Annotated in this window: 17 protein-coding genes; 5 read left to right on the top strand and 12 right to left on the bottom strand. The window is 41.6% G+C overall.

Annotated elements, in window-relative coordinates:
• Positions 1 to 293: 293 nt before the first annotated feature.
• The gene (locus AC1TO6_RS09995; protein WP_482101465.1) at positions 294 to 965 is read left to right on the top strand and encodes a histidine kinase; all 672 of its coding nucleotides are present in this window, start codon (positions 294 to 296) and stop codon (positions 963 to 965) included.
• 46 nt (positions 966 to 1011) lie between these two features.
• Here AC1TO6_RS09995 and murB read toward each other — a convergent pair whose 3' ends face one another.
• On the bottom strand, positions 1012 to 1932 hold the full coding sequence (murB, locus tag AC1TO6_RS10000; RefSeq protein WP_482101466.1) for a UDP-N-acetylmuramate dehydrogenase: 921 nt from the start codon (positions 1930 to 1932) through the stop codon (positions 1012 to 1014).
• 517 nt (positions 1933 to 2449) lie between these two features.
• Here murB and AC1TO6_RS10005 point away from each other — a divergent pair.
• A complete protein-coding gene (locus tag AC1TO6_RS10005; RefSeq protein ID WP_482101467.1) occupies positions 2450 to 2977 on the top strand; it encodes a YceI family protein in 528 nt (175 codons plus the stop codon).
• A gap of 99 nt (positions 2978 to 3076) precedes the next feature.
• Here AC1TO6_RS10005 and AC1TO6_RS10010 read toward each other — a convergent pair whose 3' ends face one another.
• Entirely contained in the window at positions 3077 to 3709 is a 633-nt protein-coding gene (locus tag AC1TO6_RS10010; RefSeq protein WP_482101468.1) for a DsbA family oxidoreductase, read from the bottom strand.
• 104 nt (positions 3710 to 3813) lie between these two features.
• Between AC1TO6_RS10010 and AC1TO6_RS10015 the strand changes: the two genes are divergently transcribed.
• Both AC1TO6_RS10015 and AC1TO6_RS10020 read left to right on the top strand, forming a co-directional pair.
• Positions 3814 to 5187, top strand: a complete 1374-nt coding sequence (locus tag AC1TO6_RS10015) for an FAD-dependent oxidoreductase (RefSeq protein ID WP_482101469.1) — start codon at positions 3814 to 3816, stop codon at positions 5185 to 5187.
• 49 nt (positions 5188 to 5236) lie between these two features.
• Complete coding sequence (locus AC1TO6_RS10020; protein WP_482101470.1) at positions 5237 to 6022, top strand: AAA family ATPase; 786 nt, start codon at positions 5237 to 5239, stop codon at positions 6020 to 6022.
• Positions 6023 to 6096: 74 nt separating this feature from the next.
• Here the strand turns inward: AC1TO6_RS10020 and AC1TO6_RS10025 are convergent, their stop codons facing one another.
• Positions 6097 to 7023 carry a manganese-dependent inorganic pyrophosphatase gene (locus AC1TO6_RS10025; RefSeq protein WP_482101471.1) on the bottom strand — a complete coding sequence of 309 codons (927 nt, stop codon included), beginning with the start codon at positions 7021 to 7023 and terminating at the stop codon, positions 6097 to 6099.
• A 42-nt stretch (positions 7024 to 7065) separates the two neighbouring features.
• Positions 7066 to 7509 carry an Rrf2 family transcriptional regulator gene (locus AC1TO6_RS10030; protein WP_482101472.1) on the bottom strand — a complete coding sequence of 148 codons (444 nt, stop codon included), beginning with the start codon at positions 7507 to 7509 and terminating at the stop codon, positions 7066 to 7068.
• A gap of 162 nt (positions 7510 to 7671) precedes the next feature.
• Here AC1TO6_RS10030 and hmpA point away from each other — a divergent pair, with 162 nt between their 5' ends.
• Positions 7672 to 8859: an NO-inducible flavohemoprotein gene (hmpA, locus tag AC1TO6_RS10035; protein WP_482101473.1), complete on the top strand. Its 1188-nt coding sequence runs from the start codon at positions 7672 to 7674 to the stop codon at positions 8857 to 8859.
• 221 nt (positions 8860 to 9080) lie between these two features.
• Here hmpA and AC1TO6_RS10040 read toward each other — a convergent pair whose 3' ends face one another.
• The 8 genes from AC1TO6_RS10040 to AC1TO6_RS10075 form a co-directional block, all read right to left on the bottom strand.
• Positions 9081 to 10136, bottom strand: a complete 1056-nt coding sequence (locus AC1TO6_RS10040; protein ID WP_482101474.1) for a YkvI family membrane protein — start codon at positions 10134 to 10136, stop codon at positions 9081 to 9083.
• A 176-nt stretch (positions 10137 to 10312) separates the two neighbouring features.
• The gene (locus AC1TO6_RS10045) at positions 10313 to 10828 is read right to left on the bottom strand and encodes a type 1 glutamine amidotransferase domain-containing protein (protein WP_482101475.1); all 516 of its coding nucleotides are present in this window, start codon (positions 10826 to 10828) and stop codon (positions 10313 to 10315) included.
• A gap of 63 nt (positions 10829 to 10891) precedes the next feature.
• Entirely contained in the window at positions 10892 to 11485 is a 594-nt protein-coding gene (locus AC1TO6_RS10050; RefSeq protein WP_482101476.1) for a DNA-3-methyladenine glycosylase, read from the bottom strand.
• A gap of 173 nt (positions 11486 to 11658) precedes the next feature.
• Positions 11659 to 12549, bottom strand: a complete 891-nt coding sequence (locus AC1TO6_RS10055) for a glycine betaine ABC transporter substrate-binding protein (RefSeq protein ID WP_482101477.1) — start codon at positions 12547 to 12549, stop codon at positions 11659 to 11661.
• A gap of 13 nt (positions 12550 to 12562) precedes the next feature.
• A complete protein-coding gene (locus tag AC1TO6_RS10060; protein ID WP_482101478.1) occupies positions 12563 to 13201 on the bottom strand; it encodes an ABC transporter permease in 639 nt (212 codons plus the stop codon).
• Positions 13198 to 14166 carry an ABC transporter ATP-binding protein gene (locus AC1TO6_RS10065; RefSeq protein ID WP_482101479.1) on the bottom strand — a complete coding sequence of 323 codons (969 nt, stop codon included), beginning with the start codon at positions 14164 to 14166 and terminating at the stop codon, positions 13198 to 13200. Before AC1TO6_RS10065 ends, AC1TO6_RS10060 begins: the two co-directional genes overlap by 4 nt.
• Before the next feature lie 81 nt (positions 14167 to 14247).
• Positions 14248 to 14895, bottom strand: coding sequence for a uracil-DNA glycosylase (locus tag AC1TO6_RS10070; protein WP_482101480.1), 648 nt, complete (start codon positions 14893 to 14895; stop codon positions 14248 to 14250).
• A 302-nt stretch (positions 14896 to 15197) separates the two neighbouring features.
• Entirely contained in the window at positions 15198 to 16340 is a 1143-nt protein-coding gene (locus AC1TO6_RS10075; RefSeq protein WP_482101766.1) for an MFS transporter, read from the bottom strand.
• Between the last annotated feature and the right edge of the window lie 112 nt (positions 16341 to 16452).

A 16452-nucleotide genomic window follows, 5' to 3' on the forward strand; every position in this document is an offset into this window, starting at 1 on the left:
TCTGAGTGTGTAGGGATTGTAAATTTTCATAATAGTTAAGTGTACACTTGACCTGCGTCGTGTCTGACGGGATAATAGGGAGCTATAGCTAACAAGCAGAAGGGGAAACTCTATAAGTTTATACAAGAAATTATACACTATAACGACATGGTTAGCACTTTGAAGGCATTCGATTTACTTATTTCTTGTCAAGTGAAGCAGTTTCATATATAATTGCTTGGTTTTCAATTAATGTTAAACTTCATATACAGATATATAATTAGACAAATAATAATTAAGAGGTGACTACCGTCATGGGCAAAGTAAAAGGTCGTATGGACGAGAGTATTCTCGTTTGTGTCTACTACGGTCCAAATGGTGAACGTCTCATTAGACGTGGACATAAAATCGCGACAATCATGGATTGTCCTATGTATATTTTAACTGTAGACCCATTGCCTTACGATGAATTTGATGCGGAAAAATCTGAGTATGTCGATCGTTGGAAAGAGCTTGCCGAGGAATTGGATGTAGAAGAATTCATCGTCAAGGATAATGAAAAACGACCTTCTGCAAAAGTGATAAAAGAAGTAGCTCATAAAAACAACATTACACAAATAATTATCGGGCAAACGGCTCAAAGCAGATGGGAAGAGATTACAAAAGGGTCGTTCATGAACGTACTCCTGCGTGAAATCACGTTTGTTGACTTCCATGTCGTCTCTGTCGATCGTGCCATTCGTGACGAAATCGATGGAATGTTTGAAAAAGGAATTCGTGCCTATTTAGTAGAAGATGGGGACGGTTTCCGTATCAATTTCAAATTATCAAAAGAAGTCCGTTTTGAAGGTATTTTCTTTAAAGAAATCGGAACTGATTTCAACAACGGGATTTTTAAATTTATGAGTAACAATAAAATGTGTCAAGTACACATTACAGATGACCAAGTGACTGATCCCTCTTTGTTCTCTTGTAAAACTACTTAAATAAGTAACAAAAAGCGGATGCCCATTTATGGGCATCCGCTTTTTGTTACTCCTCTATTTCTTCGCCTACGATTTTCACTTCAAGCTCAAGGTCTATGTCAAACTTCTTTTTAACCTCCGCTTTAACCATATCAATTGTCTGAATGTAATCAGAAGCTGTCGCATTGTTTTTATTAATGATAAAACCGGCGTGCTTCAATGATACTTCTGCACCTCCATGCCCTTTCCCCTGCATACCGCAGTCTTGTATGAGTTTTCCTGCAAAATAGCCCGGAGGTCGTTTAAACACACTTCCGGCTGAAGGATACTCAAGCGGTTGCTTGGACTCGCGTTGGAAAGTCAAGTCAGCTACTTTCGCATCAATGACATCCTGACTTCCTTGTACAAGCTGGAATTCAGCAGACAGAACAAAGTAACCATTTTTCGAAATAATACTTTGACGATAACCGAGTTCGAGATCATCTTTTGTGAGAATTAGCCGTTCGCCCTTTGGCGTCAGCACCGTCGCCTGAACAATGATATCTTTTATTTCCCCTCCGTATGCACCGGCATTCATCGCCATTGCACCTCCGATAGAGCCTGGAATTCCGCATGCAAATTCGATGCCCGACAGTCTAGCTGCTGCTGCACGTTTTGAAACATCAATAATCAGTGCACCCGCTTCTGCATGTATGAGCGAACCTTCAATTCTTATTTCACTAAGCTCTGACAAATGAAGGACAATCCCCCTTACACCGCCATCCCTGACGACCATATTTGACCCATTTCCCAGTAATAACAACGAAATCTTATTTTCATATGCGTAGCGTACTGTGGCTTCTGTTTCATCTATAGTTCCAGGGATGACGAGAAGGTCTGCAGCTCCTCCAAGTTTTGTCATCGTGTATTTGCCAAGTGGTTCGTCAATTAGTAATGTGCCTTGTGTAATTTTTTTCTGAAGTTCTTTAAACCATTGATGTTTTGACATCAACATTCAATCCTTTCAATATCAATTACGCCTCGGCGTAATTGCGTCCAGATTTTGAATCGAGCTTGAGGCCTACAGAGGGGAAGGATTGAACTCCATCCTTCCTTGTTGCCGCAGGACGCGGCGATCTTAGGTTGCCTTCATTGACTCCTATCAAAATCTGTGACTTCCGCCAAAGGCTTTATCAGGGAGGAATTAACTTCATTCCTCCTTGTTCAGCGGGCGTTTGGACACCCGCTGAACAGGAATACAAAACCCCATTCATCACCCACCTATGGAGGTGAGAATCTTCTGTAGCTGACAATTCGCTTTCAGTACAAAAACATTTGTTGAATAAAGATAAAGCTTTTCATCTTTAATAGTATGCTTGGAAACTTTTCTTTTGACAAGGAATTCTAATTGATTTGAAATCGACCTCCTCAATTCCCTCCAAATTCATCCAAATAAATACCTTGACTTCAAGATACTTATGGAATATAGTAGAAACATATTCAAATATGAAAGGGAGTTTTTCACAATGACAAAATGGACTGTAGACGCTTCACATACAAGCGTAGGTTTTTCAGTAAAGCACATGATGGTTTCTAAAGTAAAAGGACGTTTCACAGGGGTAGAAGGTACATTTGAAGGTAGCCCTGAGGACTTGACAGGCGCAAACCTCAATTTTACAATTGACGCTAATACAATTCATACAAACAGCGAAGACCGTGATAATCACCTTCGTTCTGCCGATTTCTTTGATACAGAGCAATTTCCAAGCATCACATTCGTTTCAACAGCTATCACTAAAAAAGGCGGCAACGAATACGACGTTACCGGCGATATGACAATAAAAGACGTGACGAAAGAAATTACGTTCGAAGCTGAATACGAAGGTACTGCTAAAAACCCTTGGGGTGTAGATGTCGCTGCTTTTGAAGTTGAAGGCAAAGTCTCAAGAAAAGAATTCGGTCTTACATGGAACCAAGCACTTGAAGCAGGTGGCGTTCTGGTTGGCGATGATATTAAGATTACAATCGACTTACAACTTAACCCTGCTCAATAATAATAGCAATTGGCACCCAGTGCCTATCGTTTAAACAAATAAATGGACCAAGTGATCATTATGATCTCTTGGTCCATTTTAATTTGGTTTTGGTTAAACTTATTCTTCGTCAGCTTGGCGGAGAGCTTCAGCAAATGCATCAACAGGTTGAGCACCTGAAATTGCGTACTTACGATTAATCACGAAAAACGGAACACCCTTCACGCCAAGTTGTCCAGCTTCCTCTATATCCATTTTTACGTCTTCTGCAAATTCATCAGAATCGAGTACTTCTTTCACACGGTCGTGGGAAAGTCCTGCCTCTTCGGCAATACGGAGCAACACGTCATCTGTTCCAATCTTTTCCCCATCGATGAAGTAAGCCTTCAGTAAGTTTTCCGTTACTACCTTGCTGTGGCCCTCCTGTTCCGCAAGTTTCGCGAGACGGTGTGCATTAAATGTATTTGCAGGCGTCATTTTATCAAAGTCGTAATCTAGTCCTACAGTTTTTGCCTGTAGCTCCACATTATCGGTCATGTTTTTTGCCTCTTGAGCACTCATACCATACTTTTTAGCTAGATCCACCCGTACAGAATCATTGGACTCAGCAGCCGAATTCGGATCAAGTTCATAGGCTTTGAAAACAATTTCAGCTTTTTCCAAAAGACCGGTTTGTTCCAGTGCCTCTTCTAATCTGCGTTTACCAATGTAACAAAACGGGCAAACGTAGTCTGACCAAATCTCGATTTTCAAATTATATTTACCACCTTTCATATCCCTATTTTAAATTCAATCCAAGAAGGGAACAATGAATATGCTTACTACTATTTCGAACATTCTTGACGGAGGTTATAATTTTGATCAATTCATTATGGCTAAGTACTGCACACCCCCGAGAAGCCTCCCCTGAAATCGATGGTGATATCACTTGTGACGTCTGCATCATTGGCGGTGGTCTAAGCGGAATTACCAACGCTTACTTTCTAGCAAAGGAAGGGAAAGATGTAATTCTGCTTGAAAAAGATACGATTCTGGCAGGCGCTACAGGTAACTCTACAGGGAAACTCACTGTCCAACATGGCCTCGTCTATGCAAAGCTACTGAAACAATTCGGGCGCGAAAATGCAAAATTGTATTTTGAAGCGAATCAAGAAGCTGTTCAATTCGGGAAAGACTTTGCCAATAAAAGTGAACTTAAGATAGCTGACTCTATTCTTTACTCCCAATCCAAACTTGGCACTGATATGCTTCGTTATGAAATGAAAGCCTATGAGGAACTAGGTATCCCGAGCGAATTCGGAAAAAACTCAGAATTGCCTATACAGATGGATGCAACACTCACTTTAAAAAATGAATGCCAGATTCATCCTGTTCGTTTCGGGCAGCATCTAGCAAAACTCGCAGTTGAAGCGGGCGCACGTATTTACGAAAATTCGGATGTTGTATTGATGGACTTAAAAAAACGGCTACTTTCCACGAAATCTGGACACGAAGTTAAATTCACCGAACTCATTATATGTACGCACTACCCAATAGAAGCACTGCGTGGATTTCAAATCATGAAGTTATCCGTCGACCGTTCTTATATCGTCTCAGCAGAAGGTAATATGGCTCTACGTGGCCAATATATTTCAGTCGACGAACCGAAACGGTCAATCCGAACTGCGCAAATTGATGGAAAAACATTTTTCCTATTATCAGGCGAAAGCCATCAGGCAGGCATGGAAAGCGATACGCAAGTATATTACAATCGACTTTATACCGAAGTAAGAGATTTATATAGGCTGTACACAATCACTCATGGTTGGTCCGCACAAGATCCACAGACACCGGATTTGATACCGTACGCGGGAATAATTTCTGCAAGCATGCCTTATGTCTATTTGAGTACGGGTTATCGAAAATGGGGATTATCGAATTCAATGGCGAGTTCTCGGATAATTAGTGACCTTATTGTCGGAAGAACTAATCCCGCATCCGAACTATATTCGCCAGATCGAACGGGGTTCGGGACATTTTTACTACAAGCCTTAAAAAATACCGGCATCGTTTTAAAGGAATTTGCGGGTGGCCACCTGACTCGTACCGACTCCCCTATTTGCACGCATATGGGTTGTAGGACGAGGTGGAATGCCGGAGATGAAACATATGATTGTCCATGTCACGGTTCACGCTTCCGAAAGGACGGCTCAGTTCTAGAAGGCCCAGCGACAAAACCGCTGAATTTGTAATAAAGCGTTACCTCTTTTTAAGGTATACTGTCTAAAAAGGGGTGTTTCTATGACTTTGCGTGAAATTCGACGGATTCGAAGGTCTGATGAAGACCGTTATCCGTTCAATCCAGACATCATTCAAAATTTTGAATCCCTGACATTGAAAGCCCCTATTACGATTATCGCCGGAGATAATGGAAGCGGTAAAACGACGTTATTGGAAGGTATTGCAGCAGCTGCCGGTAGTACACTCATTAGCGGAGAGCATATGGAGATGGATCATTCACTATCCCCCGCATTCGAATTGGCAGATGAATTCAAATTAATTTGGTCAGTGAAAACAGGCAACGGCTTCTTTTTCAGGGCTTCTGATTTCGTTACGTATATTCGCAGCATCGCCAACATCCGAGAAGAAGCGCGTCAAAAAATAAAAGAGATTAAAAGACGTAATCCGAATAGCCTGGAAGTACTTCCCTACGCTAGAACGTATAACGAACTACGGAATTTATACGGCGAAGGATTGGAAAAACGTTCGCACGGGGAAAGCTTTCTCGACTTGTTTCAAGCACAGTTTCAACCAAACGGCTTTTATATCCTCGATGAGCCTGAGGCACCTTTATCACCGAATCGACAACTCACATTGCTGGCAATTCTCCACGACATGGTTGCCGAAGGTGCACGATTCCTCATTTCCACCCATTCACCCATGCTTATGGCATATCCTGGTGCGGATTTGTATGAGATTCAAGACGGCGAACTGGTGAATGTTTCGTTCGATGAAATCAGGCATGTTAGTATGACGAAAGACTTTTTGAATGATCCGGAGAGGTATTTGCGGCATTTGTTCAAGTAATCAATAAATTGTTACAAAACAAAAAAAGGTTGCAATCCACTTTGTTCGCGGATCACAACCTTTTACTATTTATTTCATTTTAACGCTTCTGTCAATACTGGGACAATTTGCATCTTGCGGGAAACGACGCCCTTTAAAGTTGCTGTATTGTTTACAAGTGTCACATTGAAAGCTGCACTTGCACGAACTGCTTCTTTACCAAGCACCAGGACGATCGAGTCATTATTCAATATGTCGGTAACGACAAACAAAAATAGATCAAGTCCTTTTTCAGCAATGACACGATACAGAAGGTCTTCTAGATCCGCTTGGCGGTTCATGACATCATTTACGTCGATTGCATTTACTTGTGCAATTTCAACTTTCACATCATTGATTGCGAATTCTTTAGCATCCAATTTCACAAGATCTTCAAGCGTTTTATTGCTCAAGTCAGCACCAGCTTTCAACATAGCCAGTCCATACTCTTGTGCATCCACGCCCGTGATGGCTATCATTTCTTCGACAGCTGCACGATCTTCATCAGTATACGTCGGTGACTTGAACAATAGTGAGTCTGAGATAAGTGCGGAAAGCATAAGCCCTGCAATGTTCTTCGGAATTTCAATACCGTTTTCTTTAAATAGTTTGTTTAGAATCGTCGCTGTGCAACCAACTGGCTCTGCACGATAATATAGAGGTTCATTGGTCTCGAAATTGGCGATACGGTGATGATCCACCACTTCAATGATTTGTACTTCATCGATATCATCCACGCTTTGTTGTTTCTCATTATGGTCGACAAGAATGACTTTCGCTACTTCAGGCGCTGCTTTTTCAATCAAGCGCGGCGCTTCAAAACCAAAATATTCAAGTGCATAAGCTGTCTCGTTCGTAATATCACCAAGTCTCACTGCTTCAGCATTCATCCCTAATTGCTGTTTTAGATATGTATAACTGATAGCAGCAGAGATTGAATCGGTATCCGGATTTTTATGTCCAAAAACAAAAACTTTTTCCATGTAAAATAGCCTCCTGCTCATTTTATATTCTATTTCATATTATCATAAAGGACGGTCAAATAAAATCGCTGCTAATTCATCTTTATTAACGATGAAATCAGCGACCGTATAATTATCCAAAACCGTCAAATAGGCATTCAATGCTTCATGTAATGCACCTTTCAGCCGACAGACCGGTGATAGCATACAACTATTCGATTGGAGATTGAAACACTCTACGAGGTGGAAATCATCTTCAGTCTTTCGAACAAGTTCTCCGACATTGATATTTTCAGGCTCTACCTTCATTCTTATCCCGCCACCTCGACCACGAATCGTCTCGATCAACCCCATTTTTCCAAGCTCGTGTACAACTTTCGTCAAATGATTTTTCGAAATGCCGTAAGCATCTGAAATGTCCTGAACCTTCGATAGTTCTCCGTGTTCTTTTGCACCCAAGTAAATTAATACACGTAAAGAAAAATCTGTATACATCGTAAGACGCATAACTTCACCACTCTTTCCGATACTATTATAACGTTTGTGGCAAGAAGGTGATAGAAATGTGACTAAATTATAAACTCTTCTTAAAGATGTATTTTATATATATCTTTAATACCTATCATCGTTTATGCTTGTATTAACAACATTAGAAAGGTCGTGTTTCACATGCTATCACAAGAAACCATTACAATTATCAAATCAACAGTACCTGTCTTAGAAGAACACGGGAAAACAATCACAACAGTATTTTACAAAAATATGTTTGAGGCTCACCCTGAACTTCTCAACGTTTTTAATCATGCCAACCAATCACAAGGGCGCCAACAAAGTGCTCTTGCAGGTCTTGTTTACGCAGCAGCTGCTAACATCGATAACCTCGAGGCTGTATTGCCAGCTGTCGTTCAAGTTGCTCACAAGCACAAATCACTTAATATTACGCCAGAACAATACCCCATTGTTGGATATTATCTATTAGGCGCCATTAAAGAAGTATTGGGCGATGCAGCTACTCCCGAAATTATCGGCGCATGGGGAGAAGCTTACGAAGTGATTGCAGGTGTATTCATCGGAATCGAGAAGAAGATGTATGCAGATGCAGAAGAAATGGACGGCGGATGGAAAACGTTCAAAGACTTCGTCATTGCAGACAAAGTAGTTGAGAGTGATGTCATTACATCCTTCTATTTAAAACCCGTCGACGGAAAAGAACTTCCTTCTTACAAACCTGGGCAATACATTACTTTACGCGTTACAATCCCTGGTGAAGAGTATATTCTGAACCGCCAGTATAGTTTGTCACAAGCTCCAACTGGTGATTTTTACCGTATTTCTGTTAAACGTGAAGATGAAAACAAGCCAAACGGCAAGATGTCTGTTAATCTTCATCAGGAAATGAACGTCGGAGATACAGTTGAAGTTAGTGTTCCTGCAGGTGTCTTCCACCTTGACATAGATAGTTCGACTCCTGTCACGCTGATTAGCGGCGGTGTGGGTATCACTCCAATGATGAGTATGTTTGACGCAATCGCAAAAAACACACCTGACCGTCCCGCTGCATTCTTGCATTCTGCAAGAACGCGTCAACACCAGGCGTTTGATGCAAAACTTCGAACGTTGAATGAATCGATGCCCGCGTCAACTTATGCTGTACTGTATTCTGATGAAGGCGATGGCTTTATCAACCGTGACTTCCTTGCAGCCCATGTCATAGAAGGAAGCGATATCTATGTCTGCGGACCGACAGTGTTCATGCAGTCTGTCATTAAAGATTTATATGCACTGGGAATTTCAGAAGAAAAAGTCAACTTTGAATTCTTTGGACCAGCCCAAGAGCTTGACCTGGTAAGCGTATAATTTCTTAAAAATGATAAAAATAATGAGCTAAGCACAAAATCTCCACCTAAGAAGTTAGCTTGGAAATATATTCTATGAATTACTAAACAAACAACAAAAGCCGCCATCCAACTTGGGTAGCGGCTTTTGTTATGGAAGAATTTAGTTAAAATCCAGGAACCCCCTTCACTGGATACATACTCTAGTGAAAGGGGTTCCCTGAATCTATTTTTCTTGATGAATCACCTTTGAACTTTAGGCGGAAGCTTGAACGAACTGTAAATTAAGGCCGCTACAAGGAATAGACCAAGATAACCGATTAGTGGATAGAAATAAGCCACAAGCTTCGTAAAGCCAACGAAACTCAACACAAATCCGATTACAAGCGTTACTAAAACAAAGTAATTGAATTTCTTCGTATTGATTTGTATGAAACGTGCTCCGAATGAATAGAACATACTAACAGCTGTATTGAAAATCATTCCGTACAGGACGAATGCCATTAAGATACCTAGTATAGGTGATACCTCGTTGATAATTGCTAACATTGGCAACTCAGCATCTCCAGCCAGTTCAATTTTCGCGAAAATAGCTAAGTGGCTTAATAGGATAAGGATCCCTAGACCCAGTCCGCCGACCAATCCGCCCCACGCAGCTACTTTCTCATTCTTCTCTGCTCCACCCATGACGAGGGCCATAGAGGCACCAACAGCAATGTTAAACGATACATAGTTTATGGAGGAGATGAACCAGTTAGGTAAAGTTGTTTTCACTGCAAGTGCAGTTGAATTAAGATCTGCGAATGAACTATCCATTGTCACCAAACTATAAACGGATACAAGAATAACTGCCAGAACCAAGAATGGGGTAATACTTCCAATAATGCCTACAACTTTATTGACATTAAGCATAACCGTCAACATGACAAGAACGATCATTAGTAGACTACCGACAAATGGTGGTAAGCCGAATTGCTGATTCAAGTTCGATCCTGCTCCAGCTATCATAACGACACCAACACCAAACAATGTGAAAATAATTATATAGTCAACAAGAACCCCTAAGTATCGACCACTAATTTTGTAAATTACTTCTTTATGTGAAGTAGTCTGCATACGGCTTCCAAGGCGAGTTAGGATCATTCCGAGATATGCAAATAATGCTGTCGAAACAACTGCCCCCGCGGCGCCAAGAAGTCCGAAACTTGTAAAATATTGTAGAATTTCCTGGCCAGAAGCAAATCCTGCACCAACGATAATTCCGATGAAAGCGCTTCCCATTTTAATTACGTTTTTCATGATGTTCCCCCCATTATTTCATCACACATAAAGTTAAAAATTACACTAAATAGTCTGAATTCAAACCCTGTGTGTTGTAGTACTGTTCTAACTTATCACTCTTGTGAAACATTTTCAACAAAAAAAAAAAGGCCATTAGATGGCCTTGAAGAAAATCTTGTTTTTTATATGGATTATTACTTCTCTAGAAGTTTGAGAGATTCTCGATTAAACGCAGGAATGTCGTCAGGCGTTCGGCTTGTAACGAGCTGATTTTGACAAACAACAACTTCTTTATCAGCATATTTCGCACCAGCATTTTCCATGTCGATTTTTATCGATTTATAGCCGGTTGCATCTCTTCCCTCCAATGCCTTAGCAGTAATCAATAACTGAGGCCCATGACAAATTGCAAATACAGGTTTTTTATCATCCATAAATGTTTTTGCAAACTTTACAAATCGATCATCTGCACGAAGCTGATCCGGTGAAAAACCTCCAGGAATGAATAATGCATCAAAGTCTGCTGGCTTCACGTTTCCTATACCGTGATCCGTCGTCACTTTTACATTCCCTTTCTTACCTGTCACTACCTTACCTGCCTCTTCTTCAATTGTAACTACTTCATGACCGGCATCTTTAAATGCTTTTGCCGGTTCCGTGTACTCTGAGTCTTCAAACAGATCCGTGATTAAAGTTGCTATTTTAGCCAATTTAAATGCACTCCCTTTTTGGTGTCTACTCTAATACAATACCTCTCCTTACGAATAGTAAACTTAGGATCGGAACTTTGAAACGTAGGGATTATCTTTTTCGAAAAAACGCCATGGATAGTGGACCGCTTCCCCGGAGTTTCCAATACCGACTCGCGGACCAGCCATAATTTCTCCCGGCACAACGCCTTCAGCAATGAATAACGGCTTATCTGTCCAATGATGACCATAGTATTGCATGGTCACACCAAGTGCTTTCGATAACTTACCAGGTCCATTCGTCCAATCAGTCATTTTCAGAATCCCCCCTCGGTTTTCCTGTATCATTCCTAATCCAGTCACAGGTTCCGCCCCCCGGATTAAAATAGCATGAGGTGTTCCGATCGGCCCCCCCACAACATTCATCAATGTATGTGTATGCATTTGATACGTATAGACTAACCCAGCAGTTCCAAACATCACTTCAGTCCTTTTCGTCCGCCTATTTTCAAAACTATGTGCCGCCCGATCCTCAGATCCGTGATATGCCTCCGTTTCCACAATACGGACAACAATTGTTCCCTCGGGTTGCTCGTGAACGATATATTGCCCTAGCAAATTTCGTGCAAGTTCAAGTACGGGTGCCTCAAAAAAAGATTTGTCTATAGGTTTATACATAGTAATCGTCCTCCACATCAGTATTACTATTCCCTGGAATCACAATATTAAAATGGTTGAGATGAATTTGGAAAAACTGCAAACTTAAATATGTGGGTTTTCAATAGCACACAGAGAAATATTGTGTATAAATAAGAGTAAACCGTTCCCAGTCCAGCGGGAACGGTTTACTCTTATTTGTTAATTAATCCTTTTTCGATTAGGAAATCCTTTGCAACGTCCTCCGGTTTTTCCTTATCCAAATCAACACGGGCATTCATTTTCAACATATCTTCTTCTGTAATCTTACCTGCGAGGCTATTCAATACCTTTTCAAGATCAGGGAATTTCTTCAATGTTTCTTGACGTACAACTGGTGCTGCATCGTATTTCGGGAAAAATCCGAGATCATCTTCTGTCGTTGCAAGTTCGAACATTTGAATTCGACTATCCGTTGTGAAAGCCGGTATAACATCAACATCTCCATTTTTCACCGCTTCATACATTACATTGGGATCTAGGCTTTTTGTATCTTTGAATGTGAATGGATATGAATTTACCATGTCATCGTAGCCGTCACCTTTTCGTTCGTAAAAAGCATGCGGTGCACCGAAAATCATTTCTTCTTCCGCCGAAATTGCAGCAAGATCTGAATATGTTTTCGCTTGGTATTCTTTATCTTTTGTGAATGCAAGTGTATAACCGTTCTCGAAACCGAGCGGCTCAAGCCACGTTACTTTGAATTCATCTTCATAGCCCTTCTTAACTCGTTCAAATACACTTTCAGAACTCTCCCCTGCTTCAGACTCCTCTTTTAAAACGTCTTTCAAACCAGTACCCGTATATTCAACGTATAAATCAATATCGCCTTTTTCAAGAGCGGGCGTCATAATTGCAACTTCACCCAATCCATCTTTGTACGTAACTTTATAATCTGTTTCAGATTCAATATATTGACCTAATATATGCGGCAATATAAATTGCTCCGTCCACGGTTTTCCGCTAATTACGATTTCATCTTTACCACCACATGCGCCTAACAGCACCGTTAATGTCAATAAAATAATTCCAATACCTTTTTTCATCTTTCTTCCCCCTTTAATGTTGTACCCCTTTTGGTGTTACCTTCTTCTCTACCCACTTCAGGATGAAATCAAAAGCAATGGCCAGTAATGCGACCGGCAGTGCTCCAGCAAGGACGAGTGCGTTGTTATAGGACTGTAATCCTCGGTAAATGACATCTCCCAGCCCTCCAGCCCCTACGAACGTTGCGAGCGTCGCAATACCGACAGTCAGCACAGTTGCTGTCCGTATACCTGCCATGATGATTGGCAACGCAATCGGAAACTCAATTTTCTTCAAGATTTGATTTGGAGTCATCCCCATTCCACGCCCCGCCTCTATAATTGCTTCATCAACACTCGTGAGACCTGTATATGTATTTCGAACAATCGGCAATAATGCATAAATAATAAGTGCAATAAGAGCAGTTTTTGAACCAATTCCAATTAATGGGACGAGGAAACCGAACAACGCAAGACTGGGTATGGTCTGTAAAATAGCCGCGACACCGATAATCGGTTCTGCGAAACGGCGGTGACGGGCAATAAGCATTCCAGCTGGCAAAGCAATGAGTATTCCAACAGCTAGCGCAACAAGAGAGAGGTAAATATGTTGGAGGAAAGCTTCTGTAATCATATCTGAACGACTCGTCACCGTTTCAATAAAATTCTTCATTCTTTCACCCACCTTCCATTCTCCATCGACGCCTGCAGCAAAGAATGGTGACCGATATATCCAATCACTGCATCATCCTCCGTAACTGCTAACCGGTTCGACGGATGCGCATCCAATACTGCAATGGCCTCATTGACCGTCAACGCAGAAGGTACTTTCCTAACTTCACCTGCCCATGTTTCATCGTAGAACTTAATGAACTCTTTAATAGGTCGTTGACCAAAATTGCGTTGCCTGTCAATACGTCCCTGTCCAATGAATTCACGAACAAACTTAGTTGCTTGGTTTTCTATTAAATCGGCAGGCGAAGACATTTGCTCAATTTCCCCTTCCCGCATGACAATAATTTGATCTGCGATATCGAGCGCTTCATCCATATCATGTGTTACAAATACAATTGTCTTCTTAATTTTCAGCTGTAGCTTTTTCAATTCCTTTTGCAGCTGTTCACGACTAATTGGATCGAGTGCAGAGAACGGCTCGTCCATCAATATAATATTGGGATTGCTCGCAAGTGCTCGACTTACGCCGACTCGCTGTTGTTGTCCCCCCGATAATTCAAAAGGATAGCGTTTTTTGAATACCGCCGGATCGAGATCCACCATGTCAAGTAGTTCATTTACACGAACAGCAATTTTCTTTTTATCCCATTTGAGTAATTCAGGAACAAGAGCAATATTTTCTTCAATCGTCATATGAGGAATGAGGCCGATTCGTTGGATGACATAGCCAATTGAACGTCGTAGCTCCACCTCATCCCGTTCGATAATTGGCAGCTCATCAATATAGACGGCTCCTTCAGTTGGCACTTCCAACCGATTGATCATCCGCATAAGCGTCGTTTTTCCGCAACCGGAAGGCCCTATAATAGCCGTCAACTTATTTGTTGGGATTGTCACAGATACATTCTTCAACGCTTTTGTTCCATCTTCAAAACGTTTTGTTACATTATCAAAGCGAATCATTGAACTCCTCCTTTTGTAGTTCGTTGCGGCGAGGTCTTCAACAGTACGACACCCGCTTTCACTTTCTGATGAATCGTTCCACTAGTTCATTCCCTTCAAAATATGACCAATCTTCAACCAATCTGCATCTAGTGAAGGTCTATGTGAAGGCCTGTAAAAGATTGATGCGGGATGAAATGTCGGTACAATCTTGTACAACTTTTTTGTCTTGTTGAAGGTCGTGTCATCCAGTTCGTTTAAATACTGAATGGGTCGCTCCAACAGCTGTCCGTGGAGTTCGGTCACCTTCATGCCTTTTCCAAGTAACCTCTGCAACCCGACGTTACCAAGCGTGACAATGAGCTTCGGTTCAATGTTTGCCAGTTCATAATCCAGAATGGGAGCATGTGCCAGAATTTCTTTTATCGTCGGAGGTCGATTATATTTCCGTTCTGTCGTTGTTCCATCACGGTTATTTTTTGTTCCCCATCTATATGGCCTGCTTCGGACCGCACTTGTAATATAAACGTCTTCACGCGTTAATCCAATTGTCGCAAGTGACTTCATCAATTCCTTCCCTGCACGGCCTATAAAGGGAATACCATCGACCAATTCAAATTCTCCAGGCGCTTCACCGATTAGCATCAGTTCGGGATTTCTGGGACCTTCTCCGTAAATAAACCCCTCTACAGGAAAACCTTCTATCCGTTTTCTACCGAGACTCGCAATTGATTCAGGAATACGAAACATCTAGGCACCTCCAACTTGTGTTTTCATTCTACCAAAATAAGCCTTTCCATCAAAAGGAAAGACTCCGTACGTTATCGCTATTGGCGTGTCGTGTTGTTTAGTATTCAAATTAGCCCTGATGCTTTAATGACAGTAGAATTGATCTATTCATACGCCCCCGTCAAAATACCATTCACCTTACATTGTTCACGAACCGACATTGCCCATCCACTTTGTTCTTACCCTTCTTACTTACAGATATAGAAGGAAGTTTTAATAGTATGAACTAAAAAAGACCTACCTAACATAAGGCAGATCCAACTTCATTCCAATTCCATTTGTTTCGTCTCTGTCCCTAAAAACACAACAGCTATTACACCAATAATTATCGCACCGCAGAAGATACCAAATACCGTTTCGAAACCATAGCCTGCCGCAAGTAGTGAACCTACGAGCAACGGTCCAAAAATACCGCCGATACGTCCTACCGCAGCCGCCATTCCGGAACCCGTTGCACGGATTGCAGTGGGATATTGTTCTGGAGAATATGCATACAATGCTCCCCATGCCCCTAAATTAAAGAAAGATAGCAATGCGCCCGAAATAAGTAACAGCGGAAGCGTCTCTGCATTGCCGAAAAGCAACGCACTTGCCGCAGTTCCAATAAGATATGTGGCGAGAACAAATTTCCGGCCTGCTCTTTCAATTAACCAAGCTGCTGTGAAGTAGCCCGGCAACTGTGCAAGTGTCATAATGAGAACGTATTTGAAGCTATGAATCAAATCAAAGCCTTTCATTACCATGACACTCGGTAACCAAAGAAACATACCATAATACGAGAATACGACCGTGAACCAGACAATCCACAACATAAGCGTCCTTCGTGCATACTTCTTCGACCAAATTATCCTAATTTTTTCGCCAGCTGTCTGTTTCGGTTTTCCATCTGCCACGAACTTTGGAGAATCTGGCAATTTCCTTCTAAGGTAAATGGCATAAAAAGCTGGAAGTGCTGTAATTATCAAAGCGACTCTCCAACCATAGTCTGGAATGATAAAATAGGCGATTAATGCTGCTATCAACCATCCTGCCGCCCAGAAGCTTTCTAGGAGCACGACAACTCGCCCTCGCTCGTGCGCCGCAACACTCTCAGATACTAGCGTTGATGCGACAGGTAATTCGCCGCCAAGACCTGCTCCAACAAAAAAGCGCAGAATGAGAAATGCTGTAAGCGTCATTGTCAGTGCTGATAAACCGCTTGCAACTGAGAATAGAACTAACGTCATCATAAAGACGTTTTTTCGCCCAATCCGATCTGCAAGCAGGCCAAAACCAAATGCACCGAAAGCCATTCCAATGGAGTTGACACTTCCTATCCAACCCATTTCAGTTGGTGTCAGATGCCATTCCAATGCAAGTGCTGCTATTACAAAGGAGAGAATTCCGACGTCCATCGCGTCGAACATCCAGCCCGTTCCAGCAAGTACTAATAATTTATTTCTTGAAATCCCCTGTTTGTTCTTTTTCACAATCCCCTGCACCTCGTTGTCCGGTTTATTTAAGTGTCTTTACACCTGT

Source organism: Sporosarcina sp. Y352 (genome assembly GCF_056786535.1).

What these genes read in the sequence shown, in the direction of transcription:
- AC1TO6_RS09995 (WP_482101465.1), top strand. Translation starts at nt 294, where the DNA reads ATGGGCAAAGTAAAAGGTCGTATGGACGAGAGTATTCTCGTTTGTGTC.
- murB (WP_482101466.1), bottom strand. Translation starts at nt 1,932, where the DNA reads ATGTCAAAACATCAATGGTTTAAAGAACTTCAGAAAAAAATTACACAA.
- AC1TO6_RS10005 (WP_482101467.1), top strand. Translation starts at nt 2,450, where the DNA reads ATGACAAAATGGACTGTAGACGCTTCACATACAAGCGTAGGTTTTTCA.
- AC1TO6_RS10020 (WP_482101470.1), top strand. Translation starts at nt 5,237, where the DNA reads ATGACTTTGCGTGAAATTCGACGGATTCGAAGGTCTGATGAAGACCGT.
- AC1TO6_RS10025 (WP_482101471.1), bottom strand. Translation starts at nt 7,023, where the DNA reads ATGGAAAAAGTTTTTGTTTTTGGACATAAAAATCCGGATACCGATTCA.
- AC1TO6_RS10030 (WP_482101472.1), bottom strand. Translation starts at nt 7,509, where the DNA reads ATGCGTCTTACGATGTATACAGATTTTTCTTTACGTGTATTAATTTAC.
- hmpA (WP_482101473.1), top strand. Translation starts at nt 7,672, where the DNA reads ATGCTATCACAAGAAACCATTACAATTATCAAATCAACAGTACCTGTC.
- AC1TO6_RS10040 (WP_482101474.1), bottom strand. Translation starts at nt 10,136, where the DNA reads ATGAAAAACGTAATTAAAATGGGAAGCGCTTTCATCGGAATTATCGTT.
- AC1TO6_RS10050 (WP_482101476.1), bottom strand. Translation starts at nt 11,485, where the DNA reads ATGTATAAACCTATAGACAAATCTTTTTTTGAGGCACCCGTACTTGAA.
- AC1TO6_RS10055 (WP_482101477.1), bottom strand. Translation starts at nt 12,549, where the DNA reads ATGAAAAAAGGTATTGGAATTATTTTATTGACATTAACGGTGCTGTTA.
- AC1TO6_RS10060 (WP_482101478.1), bottom strand. Translation starts at nt 13,201, where the DNA reads ATGAAGAATTTTATTGAAACGGTGACGAGTCGTTCAGATATGATTACA.
- AC1TO6_RS10065 (WP_482101479.1), bottom strand. Translation starts at nt 14,166, where the DNA reads ATGATTCGCTTTGATAATGTAACAAAACGTTTTGAAGATGGAACAAAA.
- AC1TO6_RS10070 (WP_482101480.1), bottom strand. Translation starts at nt 14,895, where the DNA reads ATGTTTCGTATTCCTGAATCAATTGCGAGTCTCGGTAGAAAACGGATA.
- AC1TO6_RS10075 (WP_482101766.1), bottom strand. Translation starts at nt 16,340, where the DNA reads ATGTTCGACGCGATGGACGTCGGAATTCTCTCCTTTGTAATAGCAGCA.